Raw genomic sequence first — 17,573 nt, forward strand, 5'->3', positions numbered from 1 at the left:
CGACATTCTTGCCAAAGTCACGCGCGCTCGTGCCAAACTTAATAAGCTTCAATCTGTTTGACGCACTACACTAGCAGCTTGAGATGGCAGGCGCAAAGGCCCAGGCCGCCGACGGTCAGTAGCCGACAGTAGCAGAGAGCAGCCGATAGCAGCAGAGAGCAGCCGATAGCAGCAGAGAGCAGCCGATAGCAGCAGAGAGCATCCGACAGCAGCCGATAGCAGCAGCGCCGCCCTACTCCGGCGGCAGCTCGTGCACCACCACGGCCGTCTCTTCGGACACATGCTGCAGCCAGCCTGCGTGCTTGAGCGCGCGCAAAGCGTCGCGATAGCCTTGGTCCCAGCGCCACTCAATCGAGCCCTTGGAGAAATTGACATCTTTGGACGCCATGTGCCAGTCGCGTCCGGCGTACGGCAAGCGCACAATGTGCAAGGTAGCGTCGCATCCCAATGCCAGCAAGTCCGATTCGTCTTCGGCCGTACGGCTGCCCGGCGGCAAACGGGCGTACATCTCGCGCAGCTTGCGCTGCATGGTGTGGGTGACGACGTAATCCTCGATATGGCGCCGCGAGCGCGAGGCAAACGTCACATCCTTCTGACGCGTGCTGACCTGGTCCATCGTCACCGGCTCCGGTCCTTCGGCGCTCCACAAGTCGACCATGAAGCAGATGGTGTCGGTCCCGGGCATTTCGTTGAGCACCGATTCGAGCGGGGTATTTGAATACAAGCCGCCATCCCAATACAATTCGCCCGCCACGCGCGTGGGTGCGAAGGCAGGCGGCAGGCTGGTGCTGGCCCGCACGTGCGCCGCGCACAGCTGACCGGTACGGCTGTCGAAATGGGCCAGTTCGCCGCTGCGCACATTGACCGCGTTGACGGTCAGGCGGATGCCGCCCGGCGCGTTCAGATAGTCGAAATCAACTAGTTCCTGGAGCGTGTCGCCCAGTTCGCTCGTATCATAAAAAGATGCCTCGTCGGCCGGCACTTGCATGCCGAACGGGAAGCCGCTCAACAAGCGTGGCCTGAAAAACCCGGGCGCGCCGCGCATTACCGTGTCCAGCGTATTGAACCAAATGTTCGACTGGCGCAAGCTGTCGCTGACCTGGCCCATGTCCATCGCGTCAGGATGCGAGACGCGGTCCCAGAAAGCCTTCACCTTATTGAGCCGGTCCGCCTGCGGGTTGCCGGCAATCAGCGCCGCATTGATGGCGCCGATCGAGGTGCCGACAATCCAGTCGGGCACCAGGTCATGTTCGTGCAGTGCCTGGTAGACGCCGGCCTGGTAGGCGCCAAGCGCACCGCCACCTTGCAGCACCAGCACGATGGGAAGTTTGTCGGGATTGAGCGGATTGGCTGTTGTCATGGCGTCGTGAATGTTCAAAAATAAAAAGACGGCGTCGAACCCGAAAGTTACGACGCCGCTCAAGCCCCACCATATCCTGCATTTGTTGTTGCTAGGCCGGGTACGTGTGCCCGGCAGGGTAAATCGGTGACGACGGCTTACTACATTACCACGGTGCGTCAGTAGGCTGCCTTGGCACGCCGCTGCTGCACATACCATGCAACGGCGCCAGCGGCGGCCAGCACGCCGAGCGCCGGCTTGACCAGTCGGCGCCGCGTGATGAAGCCGATAATACTGACCGCATACGGCATGATGGCGGCTACACTGATGCCCGTGGGCCGCAGCAGGCTGTCCATCCGCGAGCGCAGCGCCCAGCCTGCATGGTCCAGGACATTGTGCAGCAGCGCTTCAGGGCGCGCCCCTTGCCGGATGCCCGCTTTGGCATGCACGATGCCGACCCGGTAAAAGTCAGCCTGACGCTTGAGGCGCGCCTTGCGCGTGGCCAGCGACTGCGCGCCGCCGTCCTCGGGCGACAGTCCAACGATGTTCTTTTCTTCCATGATCATTCCCCCGTCCTCTGGTTGGCTTACAGAAGCATCTCGCGGTCGTTTTTGAGCTCGCTCATCGTCTCTGGAAAAGCAAGTTTTCCTTCCTTGAGCATTGCGCGGGCTTTCAGGCCCAGCAATACCGTGGCGGCGATAAACACCAGGAACATGACCAGCAAAATTTTCCAGCCCATGGCTTCCCATGCCAGCGCGACGATCATCGCGGTGCCATAGGCAATCGCGAACCAGCTGCAGATAACGGCCAGCGCAAACACCGCCAGCAGCGCCAATACGTGGTTGCGCACTTCGGACAGTTCGAGCGCGGCCAGTTCGACGCGCGCCACGAGCAGTCCAAAAACATTTTTTGCCAGGCCGGTCAAGCCACCCATCAGGCCGGGGCCATGTACTGTTGCGGTAGAGGTGTCCATGGCTGCTCCCGGCTAAAATTATTTGCGGCCCAGGATCACACCGACCAGCAAGCCGACGCTGGCAGCGGCGGCGATGGTGCGCCATGGGTTGTCCTTAACATAGACATCGGCAGTGGCGGCCAGTTCCTTGCCTTTGACGATAGCTTGGCCCTGCACCTGCGAAGCCTTGCCCAGCGCCACGTCAAGCATGGCCATGCCGCGCCCGCGCATCTCTTCGGCTTTCTCGCCAGTCAGAGCCGCAGCGGCCGTCAGCAGCGTCTGTGCATCCTTGACCAGCGTCTTGACGTCTGTCTGCACCGTGCTCATGTTGCCGTTGAGGGTGCCGTTGCCGGTGCGCGGGGTGGTGTTATCTAACATGGTGGACTCCATTTTCGTGGTGGTTTATAGGTGAGGTGCTGTGTAGTGGCATGCAATTACTTGGCCAGAAGGTCGCGCATGTCGTCCGCGTGCTCTTCTTCAACGGCCATGATGCCGACCAGCAGATGCTTGGTGGTCGGATCCTTGTCGCCTATGGCGGCAATCATTTGCCTGTACGACTCGATTGCCACGCGTTCGGCAATCAGGTTGGCGCGAATCATCGACTGCACGTCTTCCGATTCATCGTACTCGGCGTGGCTGCGCTGGACCAGCGAAGCCGGGTTGAAATTCGGCGAACCGTTGAGCTGGACAATGCGCTCGGCGAGCGAGTCGGCGTGATCTTGCTCTTGTTGCGCGTGTTCGAGGAACTCGGCCTTGATGGGGCCGTTGCCCACGCCGCTGACGGTGTAATAGTGGCGCTTGTAGCGCAGCACGCAGACCAGTTCAGTGGCCAGCGCGTCATTGAGCATGCGGATCACCGCTTCGCGGTCGGCCTGGTAGCCGTCGGTGACGGCGCCGTCATCGAGGTTGGCGGCTGCGGCGCGGATTGCCTTGACGTCAAAGCCGTGCGCCAGTGTGTTGATGTCTTCCATGGTGTTTTCCTTGTTCAGATCCGGTAATGAAAATTAACGCGGGGCGATCGGCGAGCCCGAATTCGACAGCACGATCTCGACCCGGCGATTGAGCTGGCGATTGCCTGGCGTATCGTTGTTGGCCACTGGATAAGCCTTGCCGTAACCCTTCATGGCTACGCGCTCGGGCGCCACGCCCATGCCCAGCAGTGCTGTGCGCACGGCGGCCGCACGGCGCTCCGACAGGTCCTGGTTGTAGGCGGCGGCGCCGACGCTGTCGGTGAACCCTTCAACGAGCACGGTGCGCTCCGGATTTTGCGCCAGCACGTCGGCCAGCTTGCGCAGGTTGGCCATGCCGGCCTGCGTCAGCGTGGCCTGGCCGCTGGCAAAGAGCACGTCGCCGATGGTGATGATCATGCCGCGTTCGGTCTTTTTGGCTTGCAGGTCAACCATCATGGCTTCGAGCGCGGCGGCGCGCGCCTGCGCTTCGCGGGTGCGCGCTTCAGCGCCGGCCACCTGGCTGACGGCGGCCGCCGCCTGATTTTGGGCCAGTGCAGCTTGCGCCTGCGCCGCGGCGGCGTCAGCCTTGGCGCGGTCGGCTTCGGCCGTGCGCGCTTCCAGGCGCACCTGGTCGCGTACCTTGCCCGAATTGGCAATGTCGGCTTCGGCACCCTTGGTGCGGGCCACTTCGCGCGCCGTAGCAATTTTTTGCTTGGCGATGTAGGCCAGCTTGTCAATGTCGTTCATGCTGTCGCGGCGGGCGGCGGCAGCGTTGGCTTGCTCGAGCGCGTCGCTTGCTTGCTTGAATTCAAGCGGCGCGTAGCTGGAAATGTTGGGATTGTTGTTGGCAGCGACGAAGTCGCCGCGCGCCTGGTCCAGCATCGGGGTCGTGGTCGGGGTCGACGAGCAGGCGCCGAGCAGAATGGCGCAGGCCAGCGCGGCCGATTTGAGCATCATTGGGGTAGTCGATTTCATGGTGATTCCTTATTCTTGTGTTCTGGCGCCTCACAGGCGCGACGGATCGGGACGGCCCGGCATACCGGGACCTTGAATTATTTAGCGCGGTCAACTTCCTGGCGCAGCACGCGCAGGTCGGCGTCGAGCGCGTTGGCCGCTGCAGTTGCCTTGGCAGAATTGGCCTTGCTTTGCGCCAGTTTTGCGTCCGCCTGCGCCTGGGTGGCCAGGTCGCGCGCCAGCGTGTAATCTTTGGCGGCCAGCGCGGCATTGGCGCGCATCATTTTTTCGCGCGCCAGATTGATTTCTGCGGGAGCAAGGTCGGCGGCGCCGGCGCTCACGGCGTTTTCGACAGCATTTTTCGATACCGCCACGTCAGCCGTTGCCGGCGCTTTCTGCGAACTGGCGCAAGCGGCCAGCGTCAGGACAACTGCAGCGCAAAAGACCTTGGTCAGCTGAATACGGGTTTGGTTCGTCATCGTTGTTTCTCCAGAGATGTTTAGTAATGTCGTGATAACGTTATATGCTGATTCTTTGGCAAGATCGGTACGCTGACGCACATAGCTGCCATTTGCAGGAGGCGCGCCCCCCCCTTGGGTGCGTCAGCGCACGAAAAACCGCCGCACTTTAGGCTAAGCTGGCCTTACTAACTAGAGGATTTGCCATGACCCAAGCCGAAGCGACCGCCGGCGCCGCCCAACCCGAGCAACCGGCCGCGCCCCCTTCCTCCCCTAAAAAAACCACGCGTACCACCAAGATCGTGCTCGGCGTGCTCGCCGTGCTGGTCGTCATTCCCGCCATCGCGCTGGTCATTCTGCTCACGTATGACTGGAACAAGGCGCGTCCGTGGCTCAACGCCAAGACCAGCGAAGCCATCGGGCGCCCGTTCAACATTGGCGGCGACCTGTCGCTGACCTGGGAAAAGGCGGCCTTGGCCGAACGCGACCGCAGCTGGCACGACTGGATTCCCTGGCCGCACCTGGTCGCCAAGGATGTCCACGTGGGCAACCCGACCGGCGTGACGGGCGACATGGCCAGCGTCAGCCAGTTCTCGTTCTCGCTCAATCCGCTGGCCCTGCTCGACAAGCGCATCAATATTCCCACCCTGCAGTTCCAGCAACCCAAGGTCGATCTGTTGCGGGGCGCCGACGGCAAGAACAACTGGACCTTTCGCCACGAAGACAAGCCATCGTCGTGGAAAATGGATGTCGAGCGCATCGTCTTCACCAAGGGCGTGATTCACTACAAGGATGCGATTGAAAAAGCCGACATCACGGCCGACGTCGATGTGCTTGAAAACAACGCCAATTACGGCGTGGGCTGGCAGGCGCGCGGCACCTTCAATGGTGCGCCCGTCACCGGCACCGGCAAGGCCGGCGCCGTGCTCTCGCTCAAGGAGCAGATCGCCCCCTTCCCGCTGCAGGCCGACATGCGCATCGGCGCCGTGCATATCGCGCTGGAAGGCACGCTGACCAAGCCGACCCGGCTAGCCGCGCTCGATGTGCGCCTCAAGCTTGCCGCCCCGAGCATGGCGCGCCTGTACGCGGTCAGCGGGCTGGTGCTGCCCGAAACGCCCGCGTTTCGCACCGAGGGGCGCCTGACCGCCGCCATTGGCGCCGACGGCAGCCACTTTACCTACGATCAGTTCAGCGGCAAGGTCGGCAGCAGCGACATCGGCGGCAAGCTCGAATACCAGACCGGCAAGCCGCGCGGCAAGTTGAGCGGCACGGTCGTGTCCAAGCTGCTGCAGTTTGCCGACCTGGGCCCGCTGATCGGCGCCGACTCGAACGCCAGCAAGACGGCGCGCGGCGTGGCAGCGGTCCAGCCGGCCGGCAAAGTGCTGCCGGTGGAAACGTTCCGCACCGAACGCTGGACCGCCATCGATGCCGACGTGCACTACTCCGCCCAGCGCATCATTCGCGACAAACAATTGCCTATCTCCAAACTGAGCACCCATCTGGTGCTCAGCAATGGCGTGCTCAATCTGGCGCCGCTCAATTTCGTCATGGCCGGGGGCGCGCTCAATTCCACCATCAAGCTCGACGGCAGCGGGCGCGAAGGCAAGAACGCGATCCGCGCCACCGCCAAGGTCAGCGCGCGCCATATCCGGATCAAGGAATTGTTTCCCACCATTCCCGACATGCAGGCAACGGTGGGCGAAATCAACGGCGACGCCCAGTTGTCGGCCGTGGGCAATTCGGTGGCAACGCTGCTGGCGGCCTCCAACGGCGAGCTCAAGACAATGATCAACCAGGGTCAAGTGAGCAAGCTGCTACTGGAAAAGATGGGCCTGAATATTGGCAACATCATTCTGGCCCAGCTATTTGGCGACAAGCAGGTCAAGCTCAACTGCATGGCGTCCGACTTCGCCGTCACCCGCGGCGTCATGCAAACGCGTGTGTTTGTCGTCGACACCGACGAAGCGGTGATTAACGCCAGCGGCACGGTCAACCTGGCCAACGAGCAGATGGACTTGACGCTCAAGCCCGAGACCAAGGGTTTGCGCATCTTTTCGCTGCGCGCACCGCTGTACGTCCGGGGCAGCTTCAGCGAGCCGCATGTCAGTGTCGACAAGGGGGTGCTGGCGCTCAAGGCTGGCGCCGCCATTGCGCTGGGCCTGGCGGCGCCCGTGGCAGCCCTGATTCCGCTGATCAACGCCGGCCCCGGCATGGACAGCGGGTGTGCCCAATTACTGCAGGCCGCCAACGTCAAACCCAAGGCCCCGCCCCCCGGGCAGACCAAGGTGCGTTAGTCGTAGCGTTGCCGAGCTTTCACGACTTGGCTGGTGCTATTTCGCAACGCCAGGAGCCTATGTGCGTTGCCGAACAGACTTGCCGGGCAGACAGGCTCTACTCTACGTCTATCGGTGAAGCAAATGCCTTACCGGAAGCTTTAAAACGCTTACCACCATTAAAGGAAAATAACATGAAAAACCTGCGAATCGTATCGAGCCTGTTGGCTGCCATGATGCTGACCACTGTTGTCGGCTGCGCCCCTACCGCGAAAACCGAAAGCGTTGGCGAGTACGTGGACGACAGCGTCATTACCGCCAGCGTGAAATCGGCATTTGCCATCGACCCAACACTGAAGGCAACTGAAATCAACGTCGAAACCTACAAGGGCGTGGTTCAGTTGAGCGGCTTTGTCGCACAAGGCGGCGACATCGCCAATGCAGCGCGCGTCGCTGGCGGCGTTAAAGGTGTGAAGTCGGTTAAAAACGACATCCGCATGAAGTAATACGTACTTAATTAATCGACTTAATATCTGTTCAAGAGGCTCAAAATGAAATCATTCAAACAAATCGTCGTTAGTGCATCGCTCGTTGCAGTCGCACTGGGCCTGACCGGTTGCGCCGGCATGTCCAACCAGGACAAGAACACCGCCATCGGCGCTGGCGCTGGTGCAGTCATCGGCGGCGTACTGACCGGCGGCAGCCCGGTCGGCGTCGTCGGCGGCGCGGCAGTTGGCGGCGTTGTCGGCAACCAGGTCAAGACCACGCGTTAATTCGCCGGCTTGCACGATCAAAAGCGCCCCGCCTTGCGGGGCATTTTTTTGTCCGCGTTGTTTGCGCCGGGCGCCGCCAGGCAGGCACGGGGCGTGCGGGCACAGCCCAGGATCGGCCGTGCACAGAAGATGCGGCCGATGCAGGCTGAGAAGCAAGCGCGGCGAAAAGTGAAGAGAGAAGCGAAGTCCAGCGAAAAGACGAGCAAAAAGACGAGCAAAGAGACGAGCGAGGGGCGAACGATTGGCATCAACACCGGTTTGGCGACCCGCGCAATGACGCCTTACACCGACGCTCAGACGAAGGCGGTGGACAGCGCGGTCACGCCGGCATCCTTGACAATCTCGTAGCATTTGCAGGAAGCCGCTGCAAGGCCCTGCACGTCGAGGATCTCAATATTGCCGCGACTGTAAATGATCAGCCCCTGCTGCTGCAGCGCGCTGGCCGCCTTGGTCACGCCGACCCGGCGCACCCCGAGCGCATGGGCCAAAAACTCATGCGTGAGATGGAATTTGTCGGACTTGAGTCGGTCGCGCGTGATGAGCAGCGATCGCGCCAGGCGCGCCTCGAGCACGTGAAAGCGGCTGCACACGGCAATCTGAATGGCCTGCGCCAGCAAGGTATCGGTATAGCGGTACAGCACGCGCTGCAGCGACGGGTTGCGCGCGAACTCGGTGCGAAACTTGGCGCTGTCCATGCGGCTGGCGCTGCCGGCGCGCTGCACGATGGCGCGCACCTGCGACACGTCATGCCCCAGCGCCACGGTGGCGCCCAGCATGCCTTCGCGCCCGACCAGGCCCACTTCAAGTGTCATGCGTCCTTCGGCCACGCCCAGCAGCGAAATCAGGCTGTCGTTGGGAAAATAGATATGGCGAATCGGCGCCGCCGGCTCGGACAGCACTTCGCCAACGTCAATCTGCACCGGCTCAAGCATCGGCGCCAGGCGCGCGAAGTCATGCGCAGGCAAGGCTGCAAGCAGTTCGTTGCCGTTTGGATGAGCGACTTCTTGGGGCGACACGATACTCATGGCGCGCCCCTGCAAGCGCTGCGCAGTATGATACATCGGACGAAAAGGGGAGAAATCATCGGGGAACTTTGCTGATTGAGTAGTGCGGATACATTTGCAAACAATTTCGATCAGCGTAGCGATAATAATAATGAAAGTATGTACGGTGACGCACGGAAGCGCCCGTCTCTAAAACGGACAATGAGCGGTATCGAACAAAGCGCCGCGCATGCTCGCGCCATTCGACCCTGACAATAAAAGGAAAAAAACCATGAACACTCCCCTCAACGCGCCGGTCAAACCGGCAAGCCATCATCCAATGATGATCCTGGCTGCGGTCGCCATCATCCTGTTCTGTTTGGCCGGCACCGCCGCCATCATGGGCTGGATTCCATCTAGCTTCGGCGGCAAGACCAGCAGCGGCGAGCTGACCGCGAGCGACCGCGCGGCCCTCGCTTCCAGCCTGACTGACAGTAACGGCAACGGCATGAACGTGAGCAACACCGGCGTGGAAGCCCAGCGCGAACGCGACCGTCTCGCCCAGCTCGACCGCGACACCGTGTCCCAGCGCGAACGCAACGGCCTTGCCGCGCGCGCACCGGCGCAGCCGGCCTACCGCGAAGCGTCGTACCAGGAGCCGATGCGCCTGGCGCAAGCGGACACCAGGCCCGTACACAAGGTCTGCAGCAATTGCGGCCGCGTCGACTCGGTGCGCGCCATCAAGACGCGCGCCCAGGGCAGCGGCGTGGGCGCCGCCGGCGGCGCCATCCTTGGCGGCTTGCTCGGCCACCAGATTGGCGGCGGCAACGGCAAAAAACTGGCCACCGTGGCGGGCGCCGTGGGCGGCGCAGTGGTCGGCAACCAGGTCGAGGGCAACATGAAAGCGACCACTAGCTATGAAGTCCATGTGCGCATGGACAATGGCGCTTCGCGCACCTTCCACCTGCAAAATCTGAACGGCTACAACTCGGGCGACCGCATCAAGGTCGTCAACGGCGCGCTGCACCACGCTGGTTGAACCCGGGGCGGCAGGCGCCGCCCAGGCACCAGATACGCCCGGTCGGCAAGCTGCGACCGGGCGTTTTTAATTGTAAGGATTTATTGCGAATAGGACAGAATTTTGTCAATCAATGTACGCTAACGTACGGAATCGGAGAAGGGTTTTTGGGATACTTGTGTCAACGACCTTAGTCGCCCCACACAACCCTACCGAGGACCCATCATGCTCTATACAATTGCCGTCGTACTGTTAATCCTGTGGCTGCTCGGCCTGGTCACCTCCTACACCCTGGGTGGCTTCGTCCACATTTTGCTGGTCGTGGCTGTTATCATGATCCTGATTCGCTTGATTAGCGGACGCGGCATATAGCACTTGCTGTAGCTGGCCATCATTTGATGACCGATCCGTTTCGCAGTTACGCCTGGATTACTGGCGTGACCGCGAAACGGATTTAATCTTTCAAGGAGAAGTTTATGAATAAGAATATTGCTAAATCATTGGTTGCAGTGACCGTCCTCGCCATGGCCACCGGTTGCGCCGACATGTCCACCACCCAGCGCGGCACGGCAACGGGCGCTGGCGTCGGCGCCGGCCTGGGCGCCATCATCGGTGGCAGCACCAGCGGCGGCGGCGGCGGCCGTGCCACCCGTGGGGCGATCTTGGGCGGCGCAGCAGGCGCGCTGATCGGCAACATCTGGTCGAACCGGATGGAAAAGCAAAAGCAGGAAATGGAAGCGGCAACGCGCGGCACCGGCATCCAGGTCAGCCAGACGTCCGACAACCGCCTCAAGCTCGACATTCCGGCCGACGTCTCGTTCGACACGGGCCGTTCCGACATCAAGTCGAACTTCCGTCCCGTGCTCGAGCGCTTTGCGCAGACCCTCAACGACAACCCGGCCGCCACCGTGTCGATCATCGGCCACACCGACAGCACCGGCAGCGCGAGCGTCAACGATCCGCTGTCCGTGGACCGTGCCGCGCGCACCCGCGACTACCTGTCGCAGCGCGGCGTGTCGCCCAACCGCATCATGATCGACGGCCGCGGCGAGCGCGAGCCGGTCGCATCGAATGACAGCGATTCGGGCCGCGCGCGCAACCGCCGCGTCGAGATCTACGTGGCGGAGCGCCAGGGCTGATCATCGCGCTCCGGCGCTGCCAAAGGCCAGACGAAGCGAAAAAAACCGGCACCAGGCGTCAACCGCAAGTTGACGCCGGTGCCGGTTTTTTCACGTCGCCTACATCCCGGTTGCTGGCGATCTACTGCTTCCCTACCTAGAGCGGCGCCGAGAGCGCAGCCGCGCAGGCCGTGGCGGGCGCATAAACGGTGCCGCCCAGCTCAGGTGCTTTCGATATACGCGCCATAGCGCTCGCGCGCCAGCGTGGCGACCGGTCCTGCGGCCAGCACGCGCGCCTCGTAGCGCACGCAAGGCGTGACCTTGCCGTAGTTGCCGGTACTGAAAATCTCCAGCGCCGCCGCTAACTCTTGCGGCGCCACGCTGCGCTCCTCGACCGCCACGCCGGCCTCGGCCAGCAAGGCAATCACACGCGCGCGGGTGATGCCAGCCAAAAACGTGCCATTCGGGACAGGCGTGACCACCTTGCCCTCGGGCGTGACCAGGAACAGATTGGACGTCGCAAATTCAGCCACCGCACCCTTACTGTCGAGCACGACGGCATTATCGTAGCCGCGCTCCTTCGCTTCGCGCATGACGCGCGTCGAGTTGGCATACAACGCTGACGCCTTGGCGTCGGTGGGCGCCATGTCCGCGTCCGGGCGGCGCAGCGGCGACAAGCAGGCCGAAAACCCGGTGAATGCGGGCATGGGGGAATCGAACAGCGTGAGGGCAAAACCGCTGTGCTGGGGCTCGGGAATCAGAAAGCCTTCGCAACCGAACACGAGGGGCCGGATATACAGCTCGGCCTCGGCCGGGAACTTGGCCACGCCTTCGCGCGTGAGCGCTTCCATCTCATCGACCGTCAGCGGGCACTGCAGGCCAAGCCGCGTGGCCGAATGGATGACGCGCTGCAAGTGCGGTCGCAAATCGGGCAAATGGCCGCGAATGGCGCGCGCACCGTCGAACACGGACGAGCCCAGCCAGACGCTGTGGTCCATGGCGCCGAACAGGGGAACATTTCCCTCTGCCCATTGACCCTTGAAATAAGTCAGGTACATATGCGGTCCTCTATAAAAAATACCGGAATAAGTGTACCCGAAGAAAGCTCCCCAGCAACAAACCGGGGTCCGACCTCTGCGGGGAGATTATTTCCGCCCAGTCACTAGGCAATGGCCCTCGCCTCAAGGATCACGTTTTTTATCAGAACAATTGGTCGCCGGTACAAAAATGAGATTTTGGAGGTCTGCCCCCAAAAAAAAATGTTTCAGTGCATAAATATATTTTCGATTGGCGACGCATGCGTACGCTAGCGTACACAAGTCCTTGCGGTAAGCCAAGTACACTAGCCTTTTAGTATCTGCAGCAATAATTGCCATGTTAAGCATCTTAGAACGCATCAATCCCCACAGCGACCGTATCGACATGCTGGTCGAACTGGTGCAGCAGCTGCGTCCCGAAAAAGCCGGCGACGCGGCGCTGGCGAGCGCACGCATCCGCACGCTGACCCATCTGCTCGGCGGCACGCCGCAGCTCGCCTCGGCGCTGCGCAGCTATCTGACGCGCCTGCTTGAAAGCCGCCGGCACGCCAGCTTGTATACCGATATCGGAGTGCTGTCGAACGATGGCTTTTTTACTGAGCTGAAACGGCGCATCTCCTACCGCTGCCTGCCGCCCGCCTTGGGCGACGTCTACCTGAACGACGCGATCGACCAGGTTTTGTACGTGAATACCGACTATGCCTGGATCAATGGCGTGCCGATCGCAGACTGGCTGGCGCTGTACGACGTGCTCGTCGCCGCCGCGCCGGCCGCTGCGCTTGCCACTGATAAGCCGGCCGCCGACCCGGGGCGCACGACGCTGCTGGGCATGCTGGAAGCGATCCGTACCCTCTCCTGCCGCGTCTGCTCACTGGGCCTGGAGCCGCGCCTGATTCGTAGCCACGCCGATATCGAAAACTTCGATTCGCCGTTCCTGATGCAAAACATTGAAGTGAATCACTATCTGGACGGCTACCAGCGCCTGCTCGCCGAACGCGATGCGCCACTGGAAGACGCGCGCCCCATCCTCGTCATGCTCGACCAGTGCAGCAGCGTCATCGACAAGGTGCGCAGGAACGCCACCACGCAGGGCACCAGCGTGGCACTCACTTATGTACTCGTCGCGCTGACCCAGAGCATCGACCGCCTGCGCAAGCTGCTGTTCCTGGTCGACGTCAGCGGCGAGCTGCCCGCCGCGCCCACGGTCGACCTGGCACTGGTCGCCGACCAGGCAACGCCGGCCGACAAGCCGCCCACCTCGCTGCGCCGCGCCGGCGCCATTGCCCTGGCCCAGGAACTGGTCGAAGCGCACAACCACAAGTACACGGTGCGCGACCTGTTTGCCGACAATATCGACCTGCTGGCGCGCAACGTTACCGAAAACGCCAGCCGCACTGGCGAGCACTACATTGCGGACAACCGCAGCGAGCTGCGCGGCATGTTCCTGTCCTCGGCCGGCGCCGGCGTCATTGTCGGTTTCATGGCGCTCATTAAGATTTTGATGGGTACGCTGCGCACGGCGCCGCTGGTCGAGGCCTTCCTGTTCAGCCTGAACTATTCATTCGGCTTTGTGCTGATCCACATGCTGCATTTCACCATCGCCACCAAGCAACCGGCAATGACGGCCTCGCGCATTGCCAGCGGCTTGTCGAGCAAGGATGGAAGCAACATCGACCTCGACAGCATGGCCGACTTGCTCAGCAAGGTGTTTCGCACCCAGTGCATCGCCGTGCTCGGCAACCTGGCCACCGTGCTGCCGATTGCCTGGCTGATCGCCGTTTGCTGGCCGCTCATCACCGGCACCCACCTGGCGTCGCCGCAAAAGGCGGCCCACCTGCTGCACGACATCGATCCCTTCCACAGCCTGGCGCTGTTCTACGCCGCCATCGCAGGCGTGTGCCTGTTCCTGGCCGGCCTCATTTCGGGCTACTACGACAACAAGGCGCTGTACACCCAGATGGCGCAGCGCGTGGCGCAACTGCGCGCTCTGCGCCGCCTGCTGGGACCGGACCGGCTGGCGCGCCTGGCCCTCTACGTCGAAAACAATCTTGGCGGCCTGATGGGCAACCTGGTATTTGGGGTCATGCTGGGCACCATTGGCAAGCTCGGTGACGGCCTCGGCCTGCCGCTCGACATCCGCCACGTGACGTTTTCGGCTGCCAACTTCTCCACGGCGCTGGTCGCCCTCGATCATCACATGAGCTGGCAGCTGGCCGCCACCTCGATCGCCGGCTTCCTCGCCATCGGCAGCGTCAACTTGCTGGTCAGCTTTTCGCTGGCGCTGTGGGTGGCGCTGCGCGCGCGCAAGGTGCATTTCACCCAGGGCATGTCCCTGGTCCAGACCATGGGTCGCCGCTTCCTGGGCGCGCCCATTGATTTTTTTATCGGGCCAAAGAACTTTTGTTCATATCGGCCCGGCACCGAACCTTTTGGGGAAACCAAATGAGCACCATGCGCGCTGCGGCGCTGTCCACCTTTTTGGCGTGCGCGCTTGCGCTGACCTCCTGCGTTTCGCTGCCGCAGGTCAATTCGGACGCGCAGCCGGTGGCTGCCCGCGAGAACCCCATTGTCGCCACCGCCAAAGGACGCCTTGCCCGCAAGCAGGCCGCTGACTTATTGGCCAAACGCTGGGCCAAGGCCACGCCCGACATGAAGGCGCTGGCCTTGCTCGAAGAAGCGGCCACCGGTGTGCCCCTCATCGCCGGCAACAAGGTGACGCTGCTGTTCGATGGCCCGATCACCATGAAAGAAATGATGGCGGCGGCGAGCGCGGCAAAAAGCTCGATCAACCTGGAAACCTATATCTTCGACCAGGACCCGGTCGGCCTGCAATTTGCCGACCTGCTGATCGAAAAGCGCAGGCAGGGCTTGACGGTCAATGTGCTGTATGACAGCGTGGGCGCGATGGCAACGCCGCCGGAGTTCTTCGCGCGTATGAAAGCGGCGGGCGTCAACGTCCTGGCATTTAACCCGGTCAACCCGACCAAGCGCATCGGCAAATGGGAATTGAACAACCGCGACCACCGCAAGCTGATGGTGGTTGACGGCAAAGCGGCATTTACCGGCGGCATCAACATCAGCAGCACCTACGCCAACAGTTCCTTTTTCCGTTCGAGCCGCAAGCCGGAGACGGTCGACAAGAAAAAGGTCGGCTGGCGCGACACGCATATCAAGATCGAAGGTCCGGCAGTCGCTTCGCTGCAGTGGAATTTCATTAACGCCTGGGTCGACCAGGATGCGGGCGACTTGGCCGAGGCCGACTATTTCCCGTCGCTGCCGCCGATGGGCGACAAGATTGTGCGCGTCCTCGCGACCGATCCGGACCGGGAATCGGAGATCTACAAGGCCTTCATCATCGCCATCCAGGAAGCAAAAACCTCGGTACACATCACGTCCGCCTATTTTGTGCCGGACCAGCAATTTGTCGATGCGCTGGTGGCCGCTGCCAAGCGCGGCGTAGACGTCAAGCTGGTGTTGCCGGGCGTATCAGACCACGGCCTGGTGATGCATGCCGGACGCGCGTTCTATGAAACATTGCTGAGCAATGGCGTGAGGATTTTTCAGTTGCAGGTAGCGGTGCTGCATGCCAAGACAGCTGTCATTGACGGCACTTGGTCGACGGTGGGCTCGGCTAATATCGACCGCCGCAGCTTTCTGCACAACTATGAATTGAACGTGGTGATACTCGACCCGGCGTTTGGGCGCGACATGGAAAGCGCTTACGCGGAAGACTTGCGCGATTCCAAGGAAGTAACGTTGCAAGAATGGCGCAGAAGGCCCATTTCGGACCGGATCAAAGAATTTGCGTCGCGCCTGACGGAGTACTGGATCTGATCGGGTCCGTTAAGCGCATCGCCCTCGCGCAGCCTGTTGAAAAAGCTTTGCCTGCCCCGTAAATACCGTCGGAAGAGGCCGAAGGTGCCTGGGCGGCCCCCTTTTCCGACCAGCGCCGTCGAGACGCACACGCTCGCCCACCCTCACAGCCCCGTCGCGTACAAGCCCTCCGTATGCGCCGACCACACATTCCCCCTGCGCAAAAACGGCTCCGTTTTCATCAGCGAAAATGCCTTACCGACGTCATCCCAGCCATAGCGGTCCACTTCGATGCGCTCATGCTCCACCCGCACCACATTGAACGAATTGACCTCGCCCCGCCCCCGCGTTGACGTTGCCGTGCCCGCCTGCACCACCAGCGCCGCGTACTCGCTCATTTGATACCGCTCCGACGTACTGCCCGCATGGCTGGTATGCAAGTGCCCTGCCAACAGCAAATCGACGCCGCAGTCGGCAAAGGCTTGCATCGCCATGGGCGCGCGGTTTACCAGGTCATCTTCGTCGTAGGTCTTGGGCAAGTCGAACGGATGGTGGGTGACGATGATCCGCGTCACCGTGTCACCCAAGCCCGATAGTTGCTGCTTGATCGTTTCCACCTGCTCCTTGTTGACCCGGCCATCCTTGAACGTCAGCGAACGCGCCGTATTCACGCCCAGCACCGCGATCTCGTCGTCAACATAGATCGGATCGAGATCGTCGGTGATGTAGCGCTTGTAGCGCGTGAGCGGCTGCAGAAAGCGGCGAAACACGTTGTACAGGGAAATGTCATGGTTGCCCGGAACGATAATCTGCGGCCCGGGCAAAGTGTCGAGCCAAGCCTTGGCTTCCTCGAACTGCTCGCTCTTGGCGCGCTGGGTCAGGTCGCCCGATACCACCACCACGTCCGGCCCGATTGCGTGGATCAGGTCCCGCAACGGGTCGAGCAAGGTGGCGTCGACCTTGCCAAAATGCAGATCGGACAAATGAACCAGGGTACGCATGATTAACTCCTCAAGAAGGCACGATGACGGACAATGCGCCCGGACGGATCCGGTAGCGCAGCGGCGTCAGCATGACTGTGACTTCACCATCGGTCGCCACGCGGATGCGCTTGTGGCGGGTGTCGATTTCCATTTTTTCGGTACTGAGCACGTCGAAATCGCGCTCCTGGGCCAGGCGCCCGCACAGCGCACTCCAGCCAAGGCGCAGCAAGGCCAGGCGGCCCGGCCGCTGCGCCACATACAGGCTCAGCTTGCCCCCGTCGAGGGCGGCGCGCGCGCCGATACTGAACCCCTGCATGATGTAAGCGTTGTTGCCAATAAAAACGAACGGCGTGCGCCGCGCATGGTCGGTGCCGTCGTCAAGCGACAACCGCACGCTAATGAAAGGATAGCGCCGCAAAGCGCCCAGGGTCGCCCACAAGGCCGCCAGCCACTTGCCCCGCCCAAGCCTGTTCTGCTGCTTTTCGCGGTCGCGCACGATGTCGGGATACAGGCCCAGGCTTGAGTTGTTGAGAAAAATTTTGTCATTGACCTCGCCCACGTCGACCTGCTTGCGCGCGCCGCTGGCAATCGTGGCAATGGCCTCGTCAAGCAGCAGGGGAATGCCGACGTCTTTCGCAAAATGATTCAAGGTTCCCATTGGCAGCACGCCAAACGCCACCCCGGTACCGGCAATCACGGAGGCCACCGCGTTGATGGTGCCGTCGCCGCCGCCCGCCACCACGATCTGCAAGCCTTCGTCGAGCGCGGCCCTGGCGGCCGCGATCATTTCGTCGCCGCTGGAGGCGAGCGTGACGCGCGCCTGCATCCCGTGGGCGGCGAATTTTTCGCGCAGAGAAGTGGCCTGTTCGTCGTCGTGGCCGCTGCCGGCGCTGCCGTTGATAATGACTGCAATGATGGTCAG

General features: G+C 62.0%; 19 protein-coding genes. 8 read left to right on the top strand and 11 right to left on the bottom strand.

Annotation, left to right across the window (positions count from 1 at the left end; translation table 11 throughout):
• Positions 1–232: 232 nt before the first annotated feature.
• The 7 genes from ACP7BV_RS23990 to ACP7BV_RS24020 all read right to left on the bottom strand — a co-directional run bounded on the left by ACP7BV_RS23990 (position 233) and on the right by ACP7BV_RS24020 (position 4,674).
• Positions 233–1,360 (bottom strand): patatin-like phospholipase family protein, encoded by a 1,128-nt coding sequence (locus tag ACP7BV_RS23990; RefSeq protein ID WP_426107430.1) that lies wholly within the window; start codon positions 1,358–1,360, stop codon positions 233–235.
• A gap of 158 nt (positions 1,361–1,518) precedes the next feature.
• On the bottom strand, positions 1,519–1,905 hold the full coding sequence (locus tag ACP7BV_RS23995) for a hypothetical protein (protein ID WP_426107372.1): 387 nt from the start codon (positions 1,903–1,905) through the stop codon (positions 1,519–1,521).
• Positions 1,906–1,925: 20 nt separating this feature from the next.
• Positions 1,926–2,312 carry a phage holin family protein gene (locus tag ACP7BV_RS24000; RefSeq protein ID WP_426107374.1) on the bottom strand — a complete coding sequence of 129 codons (387 nt, stop codon included), beginning with the start codon at positions 2,310–2,312 and terminating at the stop codon, positions 1,926–1,928.
• 18 nt (positions 2,313–2,330) lie between these two features.
• Positions 2,331–2,669, bottom strand: a complete 339-nt coding sequence (locus ACP7BV_RS24005) for a DUF883 family protein (protein WP_426107375.1) — start codon at positions 2,667–2,669, stop codon at positions 2,331–2,333.
• Positions 2,670–2,725: 56 nt separating this feature from the next.
• The gene (locus ACP7BV_RS24010) at positions 2,726–3,262 is read right to left on the bottom strand and encodes a ferritin-like domain-containing protein (protein ID WP_426107377.1); all 537 of its coding nucleotides are present in this window, start codon (positions 3,260–3,262) and stop codon (positions 2,726–2,728) included.
• A 33-nt stretch (positions 3,263–3,295) separates the two neighbouring features.
• On the bottom strand, positions 3,296–4,216 hold the full coding sequence (locus ACP7BV_RS24015; protein WP_426107379.1) for an OmpA family protein: 921 nt from the start codon (positions 4,214–4,216) through the stop codon (positions 3,296–3,298).
• Positions 4,217–4,293: 77 nt separating this feature from the next.
• The gene (locus ACP7BV_RS24020) at positions 4,294–4,674 is read right to left on the bottom strand and encodes a DUF4398 domain-containing protein (RefSeq protein ID WP_426107381.1); all 381 of its coding nucleotides are present in this window, start codon (positions 4,672–4,674) and stop codon (positions 4,294–4,296) included.
• A gap of 185 nt (positions 4,675–4,859) precedes the next feature.
• Here ACP7BV_RS24020 and ACP7BV_RS24025 point away from each other — a divergent pair, with 185 nt between their 5' ends.
• The 3 genes from ACP7BV_RS24025 to ACP7BV_RS24035 all read left to right on the top strand — a co-directional run bounded on the left by ACP7BV_RS24025 (position 4,860) and on the right by ACP7BV_RS24035 (position 7,699).
• Entirely contained in the window at positions 4,860–6,947 is a 2,088-nt protein-coding gene (locus ACP7BV_RS24025; protein WP_426107382.1) for an AsmA family protein, read from the top strand.
• A gap of 173 nt (positions 6,948–7,120) precedes the next feature.
• On the top strand, positions 7,121–7,432 hold the full coding sequence (locus ACP7BV_RS24030) for a BON domain-containing protein (RefSeq protein ID WP_426107383.1): 312 nt from the start codon (positions 7,121–7,123) through the stop codon (positions 7,430–7,432).
• A gap of 45 nt (positions 7,433–7,477) precedes the next feature.
• The gene (locus ACP7BV_RS24035; protein ID WP_426107385.1) at positions 7,478–7,699 is read left to right on the top strand and encodes a glycine zipper 2TM domain-containing protein; all 222 of its coding nucleotides are present in this window, start codon (positions 7,478–7,480) and stop codon (positions 7,697–7,699) included.
• 293 nt (positions 7,700–7,992) lie between these two features.
• Here ACP7BV_RS24035 and ACP7BV_RS24040 read toward each other — a convergent pair whose 3' ends face one another.
• Positions 7,993–8,724, bottom strand: a complete 732-nt coding sequence (locus ACP7BV_RS24040; protein WP_426107386.1) for a Crp/Fnr family transcriptional regulator — start codon at positions 8,722–8,724, stop codon at positions 7,993–7,995.
• A 250-nt stretch (positions 8,725–8,974) separates the two neighbouring features.
• Between ACP7BV_RS24040 and ACP7BV_RS24045 the strand changes: the two genes are divergently transcribed.
• From ACP7BV_RS24045 to ACP7BV_RS24055, 3 genes are all read left to right on the top strand, one after another.
• On the top strand, positions 8,975–9,721 hold the full coding sequence (locus tag ACP7BV_RS24045; protein ID WP_426107387.1) for a glycine zipper 2TM domain-containing protein: 747 nt from the start codon (positions 8,975–8,977) through the stop codon (positions 9,719–9,721).
• A 204-nt stretch (positions 9,722–9,925) separates the two neighbouring features.
• Positions 9,926–10,072: a lmo0937 family membrane protein gene (locus tag ACP7BV_RS24050; RefSeq protein WP_426107389.1), complete on the top strand. Its 147-nt coding sequence runs from the start codon at positions 9,926–9,928 to the stop codon at positions 10,070–10,072.
• 104 nt (positions 10,073–10,176) lie between these two features.
• A complete protein-coding gene (locus tag ACP7BV_RS24055) occupies positions 10,177–10,839 on the top strand; it encodes an OmpA family protein (protein ID WP_426107390.1) in 663 nt (220 codons plus the stop codon).
• A gap of 200 nt (positions 10,840–11,039) precedes the next feature.
• Here ACP7BV_RS24055 and ACP7BV_RS24060 read toward each other — a convergent pair whose 3' ends face one another.
• A complete protein-coding gene (locus ACP7BV_RS24060; RefSeq protein ID WP_426107392.1) occupies positions 11,040–11,876 on the bottom strand; it encodes a branched-chain amino acid aminotransferase in 837 nt (278 codons plus the stop codon).
• A 316-nt stretch (positions 11,877–12,192) separates the two neighbouring features.
• On the opposite strand from ACP7BV_RS24060, the gene ACP7BV_RS24065 reads away from it, so the two are divergent.
• Entirely contained in the window at positions 12,193–14,301 is a 2,109-nt protein-coding gene (locus ACP7BV_RS24065) for a site-specific recombinase (protein ID WP_426107393.1), read from the top strand.
• A complete protein-coding gene (cls, locus tag ACP7BV_RS24070; RefSeq protein ID WP_426107394.1) occupies positions 14,298–15,689 on the top strand; it encodes a cardiolipin synthase in 1,392 nt (463 codons plus the stop codon). The genes ACP7BV_RS24065 and cls overlap by 4 nt, the downstream gene beginning before the upstream one ends.
• Before the next feature lie 143 nt (positions 15,690–15,832).
• Here the strand turns inward: cls and ACP7BV_RS24075 are convergent, their stop codons facing one another.
• Both ACP7BV_RS24075 and ACP7BV_RS24080 read right to left on the bottom strand, forming a co-directional pair.
• Positions 15,833–16,669, bottom strand: coding sequence for a metallophosphoesterase family protein (locus ACP7BV_RS24075; protein ID WP_426107395.1), 837 nt, complete (start codon positions 16,667–16,669; stop codon positions 15,833–15,835).
• Between the two features lie 10 nt (positions 16,670–16,679).
• Positions 16,680–17,573 (bottom strand): diacylglycerol/lipid kinase family protein, encoded by an 894-nt coding sequence (locus ACP7BV_RS24080; RefSeq protein ID WP_426107431.1) that lies wholly within the window; start codon positions 17,571–17,573, stop codon positions 16,680–16,682.

Source organism: Massilia sp. TSP1-1-2 (genome assembly GCF_049896185.1).
GTDB lineage: Bacteria > Pseudomonadota > Gammaproteobacteria > Burkholderiales > Burkholderiaceae_D > Telluria_A.